The following is a 15,237-nucleotide window of genomic DNA, read 5'->3' on the forward strand; positions in this document are numbered from 1 at the left end:
TGTGAGTGACAACGTTGTCCACAACCGGTGAGTAGCCCACCAAGATCCACTCCGTGGGGCCGGATGCGTGACCGTGGGCGCCGGAGGTGGTGCCGACATGAACGCACGAAGCGCGCTCGGCAGGTACGGAGAGGGCCTGGCGGCCCGGCGGCTGGCCCAGACCGGCATGACGGTCCTGGAGCGCAACTGGCGCTGCGGCAGGACCGGCGAGATCGACATCGTGGCCCGGGACGGCGACGTGCTGGTCGTCTGCGAGGTGAAGACCCGCCGGGAGGGTCTCTTCGAGCATCCGATGGCCGCGGTCACACCGGAGAAGGCCGAGCGGCTGCGCGGCCTCGCGGAACGCTGGATCCAGTCCCATGGAGGGGCGCCGCCCGGAGGCGTCCGCATCGACCTGGTCGGCGTCCTGCTGCCCCGGCGCGGAGCGCCCATGGTCGAGCACGTACGGGGGGCCGCCTGATGGGCTTCGCGCGGACGTGTTCCGTGGCCCTCGTCGGTGTCGAGGGCGTGGTCGTCGAGGTGCAGGCGGACCTCGAACCGGGCGTCGCCGCCTTCACCCTGGTGGGCCTGCCCGACAAGAGCCTGACCGAGAGCCGGGACCGGGTGCGGGCCGCGGTGGTCAACTCCGGTGGCGAGTGGCCGCAGAAGAAGCTCACGGTCGGGCTCAGTCCGGCCTCGGTGCCCAAGGCCGGCAGCGGCTTCGACCTGGCCGTGGCCTGCGCGGTGCTCGGCGCCGCCGAACGAATCGATCCCCGGGTGCTCGCCGACATCGTGATGATCGGGGAACTCGGCCTGGACGGGCGGGTGCGTCCGGTCCGGGGCATCCTGCCGGCGGTGCTGGCCGCCGCCGACGCCGGGTACGAGCAGGTGGTCGTGCCCGAGTGCGCCGCCGCCGAGGCCTCGCTGGTGCCCGGCGTCTCCGTCCTCGGCGTCCGCAGCCTGCGGCAGCTGATCGCGGTGCTGACCGACGAGCCGGTGCCCGAGGAGGACCCGGACGAGCAGGGACGGCCGGACCCGCTGCTGGCCGGCCTGCGCCTGCCCGGCACGGGCGCGGCCGCCGGAATGCACAGCGTGGGCGCCGCCCAGCAGGACCAGGGACACGACCTCGCCGACGTCGTCGGCCAGGTCTCGGCCCGTACGGCGGTGGAGGTCGCCGCGGCCGGGGCGCACCACCTGTTCCTCGAAGGGCCGCCGGGCGCGGGCAAGACCATGCTCGCCGAGCGGCTGCCCGCACTGCTGCCCCGCCTTGCCCGGGAGGAGTCCGTGGAGGTCACGGCGATCCACTCGGTGGCCGGACTCCTGCCGCCGGGCAGACCGCTGATCGACCTCGCCCCCTACTGCGCCCCGCACCACTCGGCCACCATGCAGGCCCTCGTCGGCGGCGGCCCGGGCGTCGCCAGGCCCGGGGCGGTGTCGCTGGCCCATCGAGGCGTGCTCTTTCTGGACGAGACCCCTGAGTTCAGCAGCCACGCGCTCGACGCCCTGCGCCAGCCGCTGGAGGCCGGCCATGTGGTGATCGCCCGCAGCGCCGGGGTGGTGCGGTTCCCGGCGAAGTTCCTGATGGTGCTCGCGGCCAACCCGTGCCCCTGCGGCCGGTTCTCGCTGCGCGACACCCTGTGCGAGTGCCCGCCGTCGGCGGTCCGCCGCTACCAGGCCAGGCTGTCCGGCCCGCTGCTCGACCGGGTCGACCTGCGGGTCGAGGTGGACCCGGTCACCCGCTCCGAACTCACCCGGCGCGACGCCCGGGGCGAGGCCACGGCGGCGGTGGCCGACCGGGTGCGGGCCGCCAGGGAGCGCACGGCGGCCCGGCTCGCGGGCACACCGTGGCGGACCAACAGCGAGGTGCCCGGCCGCGAGTTGCGCAGCCGCTGGCACGTGGTGGCCGGCGCGATGGACGAGGCCGAGCGCGGCCTGGAGCGGGGCGTCCTCACCGCGCGCGGACTGGACCGCGTCCTGAGGGTCGCCTGGACGGTCGCGGACCTGGCCGGCCACGACCGCCCCGACGCGTCGGACGTCGCCCTGGCGTTGCAACTGCGCACCGGAGTGCCACGGGGCGTGCCCATGACCATCGGGGCGCCGGTGTGAACGCCACCCGGGCCCCCGACCGCGAACTGCTCGCCCGGGTCCTCCTCAGCCGGGTCGTCGAGCCCGGGGACGTGGCCGGCGGGCGGTGGCTGCGGGAGTTCGGGGCGGTGGAGGTGGCCCGGCGGCTGCGCGACGGCGTTCCTCGGCTCGCCGGGGTCTCCGACAAGCGGTGGTCGGGGCTGTGTGCCCGGGCGGCACGGGCCGAGCCCGAACGCGACCTCGCCGCGGCCCGGGAGGCCGGTGTGCGGTTCGTACGCCCCGGGGACACCGAGTGGCCCGCCCAGCTCGACGACCTCGGCGACGCGCGGCCCATGGGACTGTGGGTGCGCGGCCGGCCCAGCCTGCGGATATGGGCGCTGCGCTCGGTCGCGGTCGTCGGCGCCCGAGCCTGCACCCAGTACGGCGCCCATATGGCCGCGGCCCTCGCCTCCGGCCTTGCCGAGCGCGGCTGGGTGGTGGTCTCCGGCGGCGCCTACGGAGTCGACGGCGCCGCCCACCGCGGCGCCCTCGCCGCGGGTGGCGCCACCGTCGCCGTCCTGGCCTGCGGCGTCGACCGGCCCTATCCACGCGGGCACACCGAGTTGATCACCAGGATCGCGCAGCAGGGTCTTGTGGTCGGCGAACTGCCGCCCGGTGACCACCCCACGCCGAGCCGGTTCATCGTCCGCAACCGAGTGATCGCGGCGCTCACCCGGGGCACCGTGGTGGTCGAGGCCGCCCACCGCAGCGGATCGCTGGTCACCGCGCGGGCGGCGCAGCGGCTGGGACGGCACACCATGGGCGTGCCCGGCCCGGCCACCAGCGCGCTCTCCGCCGGTGTCCACGAGCTCCTGCGCGGCGGGGCGGTGCTGGTCGGCGACGCCGCGGAAGTCGTCGAACTGGTGGGCGACATGGGTGAACTCGCCCCGGACCGGCGCGGTCCCGTACTCCCGCGCGACCTGCTGGAACCGGACGCCCGGCAGGTTCTGGCCGCGTTGCCGGCGCGCGGCGGGGCGACGCCGGACGAGATCGCCCGCGGCGCCCGGACGACCGCGGACGACGCGGTCGCGAAACTGTACGAACTCCGATCACTGGGGTACGTCGAACGACATGGCGAGGGATGGAAGTTGACACGCCAGGCGCTGATCTCGGCCCGGGAGGGCCGCGAGCGGTGCTGACCGAGAGTGTTCGGCCGTCCGGGGGAGACCCGATGTCGTTGGGGATTCCCGCAGTTGGGCGCCGTCGCGGTCACCGAGGGTGACGTGCGTGACCCGGCGGGGCGCATCGCGGAACGAATCTGCGCACGCTTCACGCCCCGCCGTTCGCGCACTGCGACACATCAGTCACGCTACGCTCACGTGGTTCCGACCACAGAAACGACTCAGACCGGCAACTCACGCAGACGACCGCATTCCACGGCAGAACGACACAAGGCGACGAATGCCCCAGCACACCTCCGGGCCCGACCGGGCGGCGATCCCCTCAGCCGCCCGTGACGGTGGCAGCGTGCGGCCGCCCGCTCCTTCGACGCTCGAGGAGCTGTGGCGGTCGTACAAGGCGACGGGGGACGAGCGGCTGCGGGAGCAGCTGATCCTGCACTACTCGCCGCTGGTGAAGTACGTGGCGGGACGAGTGAGCGTCGGCCTGCCATCCAACGTGGAGCAGGCCGATTTCGTCTCCTCCGGGGTCTTCGGGCTCATCGACGCGATCGAGAAGTTCGACATCGAGCGGGAGATCAAGTTCGAGACCTACGCGATCACGCGGATCCGGGGCGCGATGATCGACGAGCTGCGGGCGCTGGACTGGATCCCCCGCTCGGTGCGGCAGAAGGCGCGGAACGTGGAACGGGCGTACGCGACCCTGGAGGCCCGGCTGCGGCGCACGCCGTCGGAGGTCGAGGTGGCCGCCGAGATGGGCATCGCGGTCGACGAACTGCACGCCGTTTTCAGCCAGTTGTCGCTGGCCAACGTGGTGGCGCTGGAGGAGCTGCTGCACGTCGGCGGCGAGGGCGGGGACCGGCTGAGCCTGATGGACACGCTGGAGGACACCGCCGCCGACAACCCGGTGGAGGTGGCCGAGGACCGGGAGCTGCGCACGTTCCTGGCCCGGGCGATCAACACGCTGCCCGAGCGGGAGAAGACCGTCGTGATGCTCTACTACTACGAGGGCCTCACGCTCGCCGAGATCGGCAACGTGCTCGGTGTGACCGAGAGCCGGGTCAGTCAGATCCACACCAAATCGGTGCTTCAGCTGCGTGCGAAGCTGGCGAGCTTCGGGCGCTGACCCGGGCGGAGTCCCTCCCGGTCCGGGTGGCGCGTCCGTAAAGTGGTCGACGTGCCAAGGATTCGAGCGGCCTCCGTGGCCGAGCACCGGTCGATGCAGCGAGCCGCCCTGCTGGACGCGGCGCGGACCCTGCTGTCCGAGGGCGGGACGGAGGCGCTGACCTTCCCCGCCCTGGCCGAGCGGACGGGGCTCGCACGGTCGTCGGTGTACGAGTATTTCCGGTCACGGGCCGCCGTGGTCGAGGAGCTGTGCGAGGTCGACTTCCCGGTGTGGGCCGCGGAGGTTGCGGCCGCGATGGCCTCCGCCGACGGGCCCGCGGCCAAGGTCGAGGCGTATGTGCGCAAGCAACTGGAGCTGGTCGGGGACCGGCGGCACCGGGCCGTCGTGGCGATCTCGGCGAGTGAGCTGGACGCGGGCGCCCGGGAGAAGATCCGGGCCGCCCACGGCGGGCTCGTCGCCATGATCGTGGAGGCGCTGGGGGAACTGGGGCACGAGCAGCCGCGGCTGGCGGCGATACTGCTCCAGGGCGTGGTGGACGCGGCGGTGCGGCGGATCGAACTGGGCGCCGCGGAGGAACCCGCGGCCATCGCCGAGGCCGCGGTGGGGATGGCACTGCGCGGCGTCTGCGGCTGACGCCGGCGGAGGCTGGGACGGCACGGGCCGGACCGGGTCCGCAGGAGGCTCCCCAGCCCGCCGCTGGGGGCAGGAGGCCCGCCCGCCCCGCGGTCAGGGCAGCGGCACCCCCAGCACCGGCAGCAGTCTCGTCGGTCCGTTCAGGAGCCACGGCGGGAGCAGGAGAAGCGGGTTCAGGTAGGTCTTGCCGCGCAGCAGGCCCCAGTGGACGCACGGGCCTTCGCAGTGCCGGCCTGTCGCCTCAACGGTGCCGATGACCTCACCTGCCGCCACCTCGTCGCCCTGCTTCACCGACGCCCTCACCGGCTCGTACGTCGTCCGCAGCGGTGGGTCGCCGGTGCCCGTCAGTTCGACCGACACCACGCCTCTGCCGGCCACCGGGCTCGCGAAGAACACCCGCCCGGCCGCCACCGACCGAACCGGCGCGCCCGGCGACGCGCCCAGGTCCACGCCCCGGTGCCCGGGCCCGTAGACCGTCGCCGGAGGATCCCAGCCGCGCAGCACCCCGGGGCGTACCCCCACCGGCCACACCCGGCCCACGGCCCGTACCGGCGGGTTCCCTTCCCCGGAGCCGGAGCCGGAGCCGGAGCCGGAGCCGGAGCCGGAGCCAGGGCCGGAGCCAGGGCCAGGATCGGGATTGGAGTCAGGGCGGGCCGGCGCGGCGGGGCCGCCGTCCGCCCAGGCCGCCCACGCCGCCGAGCCCAGCAGCGCTGTAGAGGCCACGAGTGCCACCAGCGCCCAAGAGGCCGCCACCGCTGCCGCCCACCTGGGCAGCCGCCACCGCCGGGCACCGGCGGCCGTCCATTGCATCGCACGCATCCGAACCATGCGCCCACCGTCCCGCACCCCGCCGACGGCGGCCCGAACCTGTGGACAACTCACCTGTTGTGGACAGCGGCGTCACCCGGCGCCCCGCGGGTCCCGTACACTTCTGGTGGCGACCCGGGTCACTGGGTCGACTTCGCACGCCCCGACACTCGGACCGGAGACGGCCGGTGTCAGCGCCCCTCGGTCCCTCGTGGCACGGCGCACCAGGGCGTCAGGCGCGGAAGCCGTCCGGCATCCGCGGCACAACCGAGAAACTCAAGGAGTACGGCCATGGCCGTCGTCACGATGCGGGAGCTGCTGGAGAGCGGCGTCCACTTCGGTCACCAGACCCGCCGTTGGAACCCGAAGATGAAGCGCTTCATCTTCACCGAGCGCAACGGCATCTACATCATCGACCTGCTCCAGTCGCTGTCGTACATCGACCGCGCCTACGAGTTCGTCAAGGAGACCGTCGCCCACGGCGGCACGGTCATGTTCGTCGGTACGAAGAAGCAGGCGCAGGAGGCCATCGCCGAGCAGGCCACCCGCGTCGGCATGCCCTTCGTCAACCAGCGCTGGCTGGGCGGCATGCTCACCAACTTCTCGACCGTCTACAAGCGCCTGCAGCGCCTGAAGGAGCTCGAGCAGATCGACTTCGAGGACGTCGCGGCCTCCGGTCTGACCAAGAAGGAGCTCCTGGTCCTCTCCCGCGAGAAGGCCAAGCTGGAGAAGACCCTCGGCGGTATCCGCGAGATGCAGAAGGTGCCCAGCGCCGTCTGGATCGTGGACACCAAGAAGGAGCACATCGCGGTCGGCGAGGCCCGCAAGCTCAACATCCCGGTCGTCGCCATCCTCGACACCAACTGCGACCCCGACGAGGTCGACTACAAGATCCCGGGCAACGACGACGCGATCCGCTCCGTCACCCTGCTCACCCGTGTGATCGCCGACGCGGTCGCCGAGGGCCTCATCGCCCGCTCCGGCGTGGCCACCGAAGGCAAGGGCGAGAAGGCCGCGGGCGAGCCGCTCGCCGAGTGGGAGCGCAACCTGCTCGAGGGCGAGAAGAAGGCCGAGGAGGCCCCGGCTGCGGAGGCTCCGGCTGCGGAGGCCCCGGCTGCGGAGGCTCCCGCCGCCGAGACGCCGGCTGTGGAGGCTCCCGCCGCCGAGGCGCCGGCTGCCGAGGCGCCGGCTGCCGAGGCGCCGACCGCCGAGACTCCGGCTGCCGAGGGCGAGCAGGCCTGATTCCGTCAGCGCCAGCGTTGACGGCGGGAGCGGCGACATGAAGTCCGCTCCCGCCGTTCACCCGTAGGTCAGCACAGAGTCGGGCATCTGCATCTACATGTAGATCGCAGACCGTGCAGATCTTCGATCCTCCAGACTTCGAGAAAGATTCACAGACTCATGGCGAACTACACCGCCGCCGACGTCAAGAAGCTCCGCGAGCTCACCGGCGCCGGCATGATGGACTGCAAGAAGGCGCTGGACGAGGCCGAGGGCAACGTCGAGAAGGCCGTCGAGGCGCTCCGTATCAAGGGCCAGAAGGGCGTCGCCAAGCGCGAGGGTCGCTCCGCCGAGAACGGCGCCGTGGTCTCGATCATCGCCGACGACAACTCCTCCGGTGTCCTCGTCGAGCTGAAGTGCGAGACGGACTTCGTCGCCAAGGGCGAGAAGTTCCAGACCGTCGCCCGCGCGCTCGCCGAGCACGTTGCCAAGACCTCCCCGGCCGACCTCGAGGCCCTGCTCGCCTCCGAGATCGAGGCCGGCAAGACCGTCCAGGCGTTCGTGGACGAGGCCAACGCCAACCTCGGCGAGAAGATCGTCCTGGACCGCTTCGCGCAGTTCTCCGACGGCTTCGTGATCGCGTACATGCACCGCACGATGCCCGACCTGCCCCCGCAGATCGGTGTCCTCGTCGAGCTCGACAAGCCGAACGCCGAGGTCGCCAAGGGCATCGCCCAGCACATCGCCGCCTTCGCGCCGAAGTACCTCGCCAAGGAAGACGTGCCGGCCGACATCGTCGAGTCCGAGCGTCGTGTCGCCGAGGAGACCACCCGCGCCGAGGGCAAGCCCGAGGCCGCGATCGCAAAGATCGTCGAGGGCCGCCTGAACGGCTTCTTCAAGGACGCGACGCTGCTCGGCCAGCCCTACGCCCTGGACAACAAGAAGTCGGTCCAGAAGGTCCTGGACGAGGCCGGTGTCACCCTGAAGCGCTTCACGCGCATCAAGGTCGGCATCTGAGTCCAAGGTCCGTACCGCGACGGACCCCCGACCCCGATAGGGTCGACAGCAGTCGTCCACGTCGCTCGTGTGTGCAGCCACGTACACGCGAGTGACGGACGGCAGCAGATCTGACGAGGAGGCCATTGCCGCTGCATGGGATGCGAAACACGCCCCACCGGCAATGGCCTTCTTCGCATGTGCACCACGTATAACAAAGGCGGGATCTCATGACCACCAAGGCCCAGAAGAGCGACGACGGCAAAGTACCCGGCCGGTTTCTGCTGAAGCTGTCCGGAGAGGCCTTCTCCGGCGGCGGGGGCCTGGGCGTCGACCCGGACGTGGTGCACGCCATCGCCCGTGAGATCGCGGCCGTCGTGCGCGACGGCGCGCAGATCGCGGTCGTGATCGGCGGCGGCAACTTCTTCCGCGGTGCCGAACTCCAGCAGCGCGGCATGGACCGCGCCCGCTCGGACTACATGGGCATGCTGGGCACCGTGATGAACTGCCTCGCCCTGCAGGACTTCCTGGAGAAGGAAGGCATCGACAGCCGGGTCCAGACCGCCATCACCATGGGCCAGGTCGCCGAGCCGTACATCCCGCTGCGCGCCGTGCGCCACCTGGAGAAGGGCCGCGTGGTCATCTTCGGCGCCGGTATGGGCATGCCGTACTTCTCCACCGACACCACCGCCGCCCAGCGCGCCCTGGAGATCGACGCCGAGGCGCTGCTCATGGGGAAGAACGGCGTGGACGGGGTTTACGACTCCGACCCGAAGGCCAACCCGGACGCCGTGAAGTTCGACTCCCTCGGCTACGGGGAGGTCATCACGCGGGACCTCAAGGTCGCCGACGCCACGGCGATCACGCTGTGCCGTGACAACAAGCTCCCGATCGTCGTCTTCGAGCTCCTGAAGGCGGGCAATATCGCCCGCGCCGTCAAGGGTGAGAAGATCGGCACGCTTGTGGGTGACCAAGGCAGCCGGGACTGACCGGCGGACCCCGCACCGCGGGAAGCCGGAAAGAGACCTGTCCGGGCGACGGACGGGACGGACCCTGGCCGGGGGATGGACAATGTCCTGCCGGTCGGGAACCGTGCAGGAAGATGACGCGACGAAGCCGGCCGCCGGTCCCGACAGGGAAACCGCGGCCGGGCCTACTCAAGACACGCAGGAGCAAGTGGTGATCGAAGAGACCCTCCTCGAGGCCGAGGAGAAGATGGAGAAGGCCGTCGTGGTCGCCAAGGAGGACTTCGCCGCGATCCGCACCGGCCGTGCGCACCCGGCGATGTTCAACAAGATCGTGGCCGATTACTACGGCGCGCCGACGCCGATCAACCAGCTGGCCTCGTTCTCCGTGCCGGAGCCGCGCATGGCCGTCGTGACCCCGTTCGACAAGACCGCGCTGCGCAACATCGAGCAGGCGATCCGCGACTCCGACCTGGGCGTCAACCCGAGCAACGACGGCAACATCATCCGCGTGGTGTTCCCCGAGCTCACCGAGGAGCGCCGCCGCGACTACATCAAGGTCGCCAAGGGCAAGGGCGAGGACGCCAAGGTGTCCATCCGCTCCGTGCGCCGCAAGGCCAAGGACGCCATCGACAAGCTGATCAAGGACGGCGAGGTCGGTGAGGACGAGGGCCGTCGTGCGGAGAAGGAGCTCGACGACACCACCGCGAAGTACGTGGCGCAGGTGGACGAGCTGCTGAAGCACAAGGAAGCGGAGCTGCTCGAAGTCTGATGGACGACACTTCCTGGGGAGCGCCGCGGCAAGCCGGGTACTGGGGGCCCGCGGACGGGTCACCCGCCCATCAGGGACCCGTCCCCGGGGCCGCTGGGGCGGGTCCCGCGTACGATGCGCATGACGCCCAGCGGACCCGCCCCATGCCCGTCGTGCCCGACGTGCCCGCTCACGGCGGAAACCAGGATGACGACCGGGGTGCCGCCCAGCCGGGCGGCGCCTCGTTCCGCGACGACACGCCGCAGCAGCCGCACCACGTGCCGCAGCCGTGGTCCCATGACACGCCGCAGACACCGCCCTTCCACGGGATGGCGTCGCAGAATCCGGAGCCCATGCCCGACGCCCCGCAGCCGGCGCCCGCGCCGCAGAAGAAGAGTGCGGGCCGCGACCTGGGCGCCGCCATAGGCGTCGGCCTCGGGCTCGGCGCGGTGATCATCGTGTCGCTGTTCGTCGTCAAGGCCGTCTTCGTGGGTGTCATCGCGATCGCGGTCGTGGTCGGCCTGTGGGAACTCACCAGCCGGCTCGAGGAGCGCAAGGGCATCAAGGCGCCGCTCGTGCCGCTGGCGGTCGGCGGCGCGGCCATGGTGGTCGCCGGGTACGTCCGGGGCGCAGAGGGCGCCTGGGTGGCGATGGCGTTGACGGCGCTCGCGGTCCTGGTCTGGCGCATGACGGAACCGCCGGAGGGTTACCTCAAGGACGTCACGGCCGGTGTCTTCGCGGCGTTCTACGTGCCGTTCCTGGCCACGTTCGTCGCGATGATGCTGACCGCGGACGACGGTCCGCGCCGTGTGCTGACGTTCCTCGCGCTCACGGTGGTCAGCGACACGGGCGCGTACGCCGTCGGCTGGCGCTTCGGCCGGCACAAGCTCGCCCCGCGCATCAGCCCGGGCAAGACCCGTGAGGGCCTGTTCGGCGCGGTGGCCTTCGCGATGGTGGCCGGCGCGCTGTGCATGCAGTTCCTGATCGACGACGGCGCCTGGTGGCAGGGCCTGCTGCTCGGCCTCGCGGTCGCCGCCACCGCCACCCTCGGCGACCTCGGCGAGTCCATGATCAAGCGGGACCTGGGCATCAAGGACATGGGCACCCTGCTTCCCGGCCACGGGGGCATCATGGACCGCCTCGACTCCCTGCTGCCCACCGCGCCGGTGGTCTGGCTCCTGATGGTCCTCTTCGTCGGCTCCGCCTGAACCCACGACCACCGAGCCCCCACCTCGCCGGGTGGGGGCTCGACGCCGTTCACCGCTTGGACCACGTGCCGGGCCTGACGTTAAAATCCTCCCCATGGGGCAGGCTCGGCTGGGGGATGACGGCACATATCACGGCGATCTGCGGTGCCGATGGTGCGAAGCCCTCCTCAAACAGGACGGACGGCGCAAGCCACGGCTGTACTGCGGTGGCTGGCATCGGACGAAGACGTACGCGGCCTGGGCCGGCACACTGATCGCCGGCCTCTTCTGACCCGGCCCTGCGTACCGCCTCCTCCCTTCGCCCCGGCCTTGACCTGGAGCCCGCTTTGCCTCTGCCGACGGGTACCACCCGCCCGATATCCCTGCTCCTGTCGACTGCGCTGGCGGCGGCAACGCTCACCGGCTGCGCGTTGGTGGAACTCGCAGGGGACTGCGAGGGGACCGAGGACCGGGTGAAGGAGATGGCGGCGCTCGACATCCTCGACTCCCGGCCCGCCGGGGCCACCGTCGCCCGGGGCTTCGAGAAGGTCGACGCCGGCTGCTGGGCGGACAGCGGCGATGTCTCGGTGTATGCCAACCGGACATACGCCTTCCCCGGCACACAGGCCGAAGTGGCCGCGTACTACCAGACGGCGGCGGTACGGGACGGATGGAATCCGGACTCCGAGGCCTTGCCCGATGACCTGTGCTTCGCCAGAGAGAACAAGGTCCTGCAGATCGTCTTCCTCACCGCCGAGGGCCTTGCGGAGGACGGTCACGGAAGCCGCCCCGACCTCACCACCGGGGCCGGCTACTCGATCAACATCGACTCGTTCGTGAGCAGCGGCGTCGAGGCGGGCTGCTAGAACAGGCCCCAGGCGGCACGCGGTAAGACCTTCTCCACTTCATCAAGCACCCGTCGTCACTTCGCTCCTCCGGGTGGGCGCGGACGGCCGGCGGCGCGGAGGAGCGGTTGTCAGAGCCCGCCTGGAACACCTCGCGCGGGGGTAGCGGCGGGGCGGCCTCGAACCACGGCCTGCGGATCCGTTCCCATCGACAGCAGCCGCCGCAGGACGTGCTAACGGAGCGGACCGGCTCCCTTGGGCTTCGGTCCGCTCCGCTGCGAGTGACTAGTAGTGACCAAAATCAGTAACCGTGCCTGCCGCGTTCGCCGCGTTCGCCGCGTTCGCCACGCTCGCCGCGTTCGCCGCGTTCGCCACGCTCGCCGCGTTCGCCGCGTTCTCCGCGCTCTCCGCGTTCGCCACGCTCTCCGTGGCCACGGTGGCCCCCGTGGCCGTGGCCGTGGTCATGGCCACGGGCGGGGAAGAGAACATTGAAGATCGCCATGGCGCTCCTCCTGAATATGCCAGAGGCATATGAGACATGCTTGAAGGTGATACGTCCCAGGGTGGGAATTGGATGGCGTTTTGAGTCAAAAGACGGCAAAGGGGCCGTCCGAGAGTGATCAGCGGCGACCAGTGACGACCACTGACGGCAGTGCGAACGGCAGCGGTCAGCCCGGTACGGCAGCGACAGCCGTCGGGTTATAGCCATGTGGCCCGATCGCACTCATCATGAGCGGCATGCAGAGTGTCCAGGTGGGAGCAAGAACCGGCAAGAGTGGGAGCAAGAACAGGCAAGACACGGGGATCGCTTGGTAGAACCTCGGTCTTCTTGTTCGCGGCGGGGAGCTTTGACGCGGGGATTTACCTCGCCGAGTTGATCACGGATGGTGACCGCTGGGTCCAGATGCTCGAGTCCGCTTCTGCCCTGCTGTTCCTAAGCTGGATTGCCGGAGCCGTGGGCTGGGTGCCACGGTGGCTCGCGCCACGACGGTTTTCAAGGTTGTGTGGGGCACGCGGCTCTGCGACGCAACCCCCACGCCCTGAACCGACTGCTCACGAAGATACCGACGCCGATGGACAGCGCGATCGGCACGACGTCGAGGGTCACGTGGCGGCCCCCGGCTGCCAACGACGCCAGAAACGCGATCGCCGTGAGGGTCGCGGCGGCCGCGGTGAGGAAGACGGCTATCTCGGCCCACCACATCGCCCGCGTCGGTTGAGTTGTCATGCCGATGTTGTACATCGCGCATCTGGCTGCTGTACAGCAGGGAAGTACAGCAACCCCGTGCCCAGGACCGACCGTTGCCAACCCCAAGCAACCAGCCGACGCGCCCGGCCGACCTCAGCGGCCACCGTGCCCATAGTTCGCATCGAGGGGATCAGCCGCGACGAGCGGACCCCGCCGCTCGATCACTCGCCGCCATATCAGCGGGTACCGAGCGGTCGGCAGCCCAGGTGTGCGATCAGGCAGCCTTTGCCCGGCTGACGATCAAAGCGAACAGGGCTGCACCAACGGGTACCCCGACAATCGCGCCTACCTGGAACCCCACCTGGAGCGTGGGGGAGAGCCACGCCTGCGCTGTGAAGCCGAGCCCTGCCATCACGAGCACGGCCACGAGAGCGACGGCACATCCAACGCGTCGGCGCGGCGGCTCGGCGAGGTAGAGCCCGAGCATCGGGGCAGCGGCGAACACCTGGACCGCGAAGGTGAGCGTTCTATCGACCCCGTCTTCGAAGTGCCAAAGCGCCAGAGCCAGGACTCCCCAGACAGCAAGACCGAGCAGAGCACGCAATGCGACGGAGACGACCGCAACCCACGCTCGACGGCGAATCGGGACAGTCTCGGGGCCTTGCTCTCTCGTCACGCCGAGAGGTTAGTGGTCGTACGGGACAGTGCATGGCCCTGGGTCTTTTGAGTTCCCCCGCTCGACATGAGCTGTGCCCGGCGGAGCCGAACATCGTCTTGCGTGCCACAGCCCGCAGCCGCACTCTCCTGGTGCGCTGATCACAGACCTTCGGATCCGGCGTAGCTCACGGCCGTGATCGCGGCACGACAAGCGCATGGATCAAGGTATATCGGCGGTGCTCGGAGCGAGTGTCGGTGTGCCCGGGACAGTGGGAACGGCCGTTCTGACGTATCCAGCGGCCCGCAAGCATGCCTATGACCAGGGAAGCGTCACCCACCGCAGCACGCTCAGGACCGAGCGTCGAGAGGCGTACCTCGCGTCCTGCGACAGTCCCGGCTCGGGCCGCCCCTGGGCCGTCCGAGGGGGACCGGCGGCGACGGATGGCGACCACCGGCGACAGGTGTCCCGACCGGCAGCCCCAGGTCACCGGATTTGATCTGCGACACTGGTACAGCCATGCCTAAGCCCGGAGAACTCACTTTCGTCGCCCCGCGCGGTGCCAAGAAGCCGCCGCGGCACCTTGCCGATCTGTCGCCCGCTGAGCGCAAGGAGGCCGTCGCCGCGATCGGCGAGAAGCCGTTCCGTGCCAAGCAGCTCGCGCAGCACTACTTCGCGCGGTACGCGCACGACCCGGAGCAGTGGACCGACATCCCCGCCGGATCCCGCGCCAAGCTCCAGGAGGCGCTGCTTCCCGAGCTGATGACGGTCGTACGGCATCTGTCGACCGACCAGGGGACCACCCGCAAGACGCTGTGGCGCCTGTTCGACGGCACGCTCGTGGAGTCGGTGCTCATGCGCTACCCGGACCGGGTGACCATGTGCATCAGCTCGCAGGCGGGCTGCGGCATGAACTGCCCGTTCTGCGCCACGGGACAGGCCGGGCTCGACCGGAACCTGTCCACCGCCGAGATCGTGCACCAGATCGTGGACGGGATGCGCGCCCTGCGGGACGGAGAGGTCCCCGGTGGTCCCGCTCGCCTGTCGAACATCGTCTTCATGGGCATGGGCGAGCCGCTCGCCAACTACAACCGCGTCGTCGGCGCCATCCGCGCCCTGACCGACCCCGAGCCGGACGGGCTCGGCCTGTCCCAGCGCGGGATCACCGTATCGACGGTGGGCCTGGTCCCGGCCATCCACCGGTTCTCCGACGAGGGCTTCAAGTGCCGGCTCGCCATCTCCCTGCACGCGCCGGACGACGAACTACGCGACACGCTCGTCCCGGTCAATACGCGGTGGAAGGTGCGGGAGGTGCTCGACGCCGGATTCGAGTACACCGCCAGGTCCGGGCGCCGGCTGTCCATCGAGTACGCGCTGATCCGGGACATCAACGACCAGGCGTGGCGCGGCGACCGGCTCGGCCGGCTGCTCAAGGGCAGGCCGGTGCACGTCAACCTCATCCCGCTGAACCCGACGCCCGGCTCCAAGTGGACCGCGTCCCGCCCCGAGGACGAGAAGGCCTTCGTCGAGGCGATCGCCGCCCACGGTGTGCCGGTGACCATCCGGGACACCCGCGGTCAGGAGATCGACGGCGCCTGCGGTCAGCTGGCTGCCACCGAAAGGTAGCCGGACGGTAGGCTG

16 protein-coding genes are annotated in these 15,237 nt (G+C 70.6%); 13 read left to right on the forward strand and 3 right to left on the reverse strand.

What is annotated here, in order from left to right:
• The first annotated feature begins 97 nt into the window (after nucleotides 1–97).
• From ACIQFZ_RS13000 to ACIQFZ_RS13020, 5 genes are all read left to right on the forward strand, one after another.
• Nucleotides 98–460, forward strand: coding sequence for a YraN family protein (locus tag ACIQFZ_RS13000; RefSeq protein ID WP_365776195.1), 363 nt, complete (start codon nucleotides 98–100; stop codon nucleotides 458–460).
• Nucleotides 460–2,085, forward strand: coding sequence for a YifB family Mg chelatase-like AAA ATPase (locus ACIQFZ_RS13005; protein ID WP_402691217.1), 1,626 nt, complete (start codon nucleotides 460–462; stop codon nucleotides 2,083–2,085). The genes ACIQFZ_RS13000 and ACIQFZ_RS13005 overlap by 1 nt, the downstream gene beginning before the upstream one ends.
• Nucleotides 2,082–3,242 (forward strand): DNA-processing protein DprA, encoded by a 1,161-nt coding sequence (gene dprA / locus ACIQFZ_RS13010; RefSeq protein WP_402691218.1) that lies wholly within the window; start codon nucleotides 2,082–2,084, stop codon nucleotides 3,240–3,242. The genes ACIQFZ_RS13005 and dprA overlap by 4 nt, the downstream gene beginning before the upstream one ends.
• A 262-nt stretch (nucleotides 3,243–3,504) precedes the next feature.
• A complete protein-coding gene (whiG, locus tag ACIQFZ_RS13015) occupies nucleotides 3,505–4,347 on the forward strand; it encodes an RNA polymerase sigma factor WhiG (protein WP_365429712.1) in 843 nt (280 codons plus the stop codon).
• A gap of 75 nt (nucleotides 4,348–4,422) precedes the next feature.
• Nucleotides 4,423–4,980: a helix-turn-helix domain-containing protein gene (locus tag ACIQFZ_RS13020; RefSeq protein ID WP_365429718.1), complete on the forward strand. Its 558-nt coding sequence runs from the start codon at nucleotides 4,423–4,425 to the stop codon at nucleotides 4,978–4,980.
• Between the two features lie 93 nt (nucleotides 4,981–5,073).
• On the opposite strand, the gene ACIQFZ_RS13025 is transcribed toward ACIQFZ_RS13020, so the two are convergent.
• Complete coding sequence (locus ACIQFZ_RS13025; protein WP_402691219.1) at nucleotides 5,074–5,808, reverse strand: murein hydrolase activator EnvC family protein; 735 nt, start codon at nucleotides 5,806–5,808, stop codon at nucleotides 5,074–5,076.
• Nucleotides 5,809–6,078: 270 nt separating this feature from the next.
• Between ACIQFZ_RS13025 and rpsB the strand changes: the two genes are divergently transcribed.
• The 7 genes from rpsB (at nucleotide 6,079) to ACIQFZ_RS13060 (ending at nucleotide 12,287) form a co-directional block, all read left to right on the forward strand.
• A complete protein-coding gene (rpsB, locus tag ACIQFZ_RS13030) occupies nucleotides 6,079–7,029 on the forward strand; it encodes a 30S ribosomal protein S2 (protein WP_402691220.1) in 951 nt (316 codons plus the stop codon).
• A gap of 159 nt (nucleotides 7,030–7,188) precedes the next feature.
• The gene (tsf, locus tag ACIQFZ_RS13035) at nucleotides 7,189–8,025 is read left to right on the forward strand and encodes a translation elongation factor Ts (RefSeq protein WP_365427640.1); all 837 of its coding nucleotides are present in this window, start codon (nucleotides 7,189–7,191) and stop codon (nucleotides 8,023–8,025) included.
• 209 nt (nucleotides 8,026–8,234) lie between these two features.
• A complete protein-coding gene (pyrH, locus tag ACIQFZ_RS13040) occupies nucleotides 8,235–8,993 on the forward strand; it encodes a UMP kinase (RefSeq protein ID WP_365427642.1) in 759 nt (252 codons plus the stop codon).
• 190 nt (nucleotides 8,994–9,183) lie between these two features.
• Entirely contained in the window at nucleotides 9,184–9,741 is a 558-nt protein-coding gene (frr, locus tag ACIQFZ_RS13045; RefSeq protein WP_100571789.1) for a ribosome recycling factor, read from the forward strand.
• On the forward strand, nucleotides 9,741–10,928 hold the full coding sequence (locus tag ACIQFZ_RS13050; RefSeq protein WP_402691221.1) for a phosphatidate cytidylyltransferase: 1,188 nt from the start codon (nucleotides 9,741–9,743) through the stop codon (nucleotides 10,926–10,928). Before frr ends, ACIQFZ_RS13050 begins: the two co-directional genes overlap by 1 nt.
• Before the next feature lie 326 nt (nucleotides 10,929–11,254).
• Nucleotides 11,255–11,773, forward strand: a complete 519-nt coding sequence (locus ACIQFZ_RS13055) for a hypothetical protein (protein WP_402691222.1) — start codon at nucleotides 11,255–11,257, stop codon at nucleotides 11,771–11,773.
• Nucleotides 11,774–12,062: 289 nt separating this feature from the next.
• Nucleotides 12,063–12,287 (forward strand): hypothetical protein, encoded by a 225-nt coding sequence (locus ACIQFZ_RS13060; protein ID WP_402691223.1) that lies wholly within the window; start codon nucleotides 12,063–12,065, stop codon nucleotides 12,285–12,287.
• Nucleotides 12,288–12,746: 459 nt separating this feature from the next.
• Here ACIQFZ_RS13060 and ACIQFZ_RS13065 read toward each other — a convergent pair whose 3' ends face one another.
• Both ACIQFZ_RS13065 and ACIQFZ_RS13070 read right to left on the reverse strand, forming a co-directional pair.
• Nucleotides 12,747–12,995, reverse strand: a complete 249-nt coding sequence (locus ACIQFZ_RS13065) for a hypothetical protein (protein ID WP_365776172.1) — start codon at nucleotides 12,993–12,995, stop codon at nucleotides 12,747–12,749.
• 220 nt (nucleotides 12,996–13,215) lie between these two features.
• Nucleotides 13,216–13,617 carry a hypothetical protein gene (locus ACIQFZ_RS13070; RefSeq protein ID WP_365427658.1) on the reverse strand — a complete coding sequence of 134 codons (402 nt, stop codon included), beginning with the start codon at nucleotides 13,615–13,617 and terminating at the stop codon, nucleotides 13,216–13,218.
• Nucleotides 13,618–14,115: 498 nt separating this feature from the next.
• Between ACIQFZ_RS13070 and rlmN the strand changes: the two genes are divergently transcribed.
• Complete coding sequence (gene rlmN, locus ACIQFZ_RS13075) at nucleotides 14,116–15,222, forward strand: 23S rRNA (adenine(2503)-C(2))-methyltransferase RlmN (protein ID WP_361421491.1); 1,107 nt, start codon at nucleotides 14,116–14,118, stop codon at nucleotides 15,220–15,222.
• Nucleotides 15,223–15,237 lie beyond the last annotated feature (15 nt).

It is taken from the genome of Streptomyces sp. NPDC093064 (genome assembly GCF_044754605.1).
Lineage (GTDB): Bacteria > Actinomycetota > Actinomycetes > Streptomycetales > Streptomycetaceae > Streptomyces.

Coding starts and splice junctions, on each gene's coding strand:
- ACIQFZ_RS13000 (WP_365776195.1), top strand. CDS start 98: ATGAACGCACGAAGCGCGCTCGGCAGGTACGGAGAGGGCCTGGCGGCC.
- ACIQFZ_RS13005 (WP_402691217.1), top strand. CDS start 460: ATGGGCTTCGCGCGGACGTGTTCCGTGGCCCTCGTCGGTGTCGAGGGC.
- whiG (WP_365429712.1), top strand. CDS start 3,505: ATGCCCCAGCACACCTCCGGGCCCGACCGGGCGGCGATCCCCTCAGCC.
- ACIQFZ_RS13025 (WP_402691219.1), bottom strand. CDS start 5,808: ATGGTTCGGATGCGTGCGATGCAATGGACGGCCGCCGGTGCCCGGCGG.
- rpsB (WP_402691220.1), top strand. CDS start 6,079: ATGGCCGTCGTCACGATGCGGGAGCTGCTGGAGAGCGGCGTCCACTTC.
- tsf (WP_365427640.1), top strand. CDS start 7,189: ATGGCGAACTACACCGCCGCCGACGTCAAGAAGCTCCGCGAGCTCACC.
- pyrH (WP_365427642.1), top strand. CDS start 8,235: ATGACCACCAAGGCCCAGAAGAGCGACGACGGCAAAGTACCCGGCCGG.
- ACIQFZ_RS13050 (WP_402691221.1), top strand. CDS start 9,741: ATGGACGACACTTCCTGGGGAGCGCCGCGGCAAGCCGGGTACTGGGGG.
- ACIQFZ_RS13065 (WP_365776172.1), bottom strand. CDS start 12,995: ATGTACAACATCGGCATGACAACTCAACCGACGCGGGCGATGTGGTGG.
- rlmN (WP_361421491.1), top strand. CDS start 14,116: ATGCCTAAGCCCGGAGAACTCACTTTCGTCGCCCCGCGCGGTGCCAAG.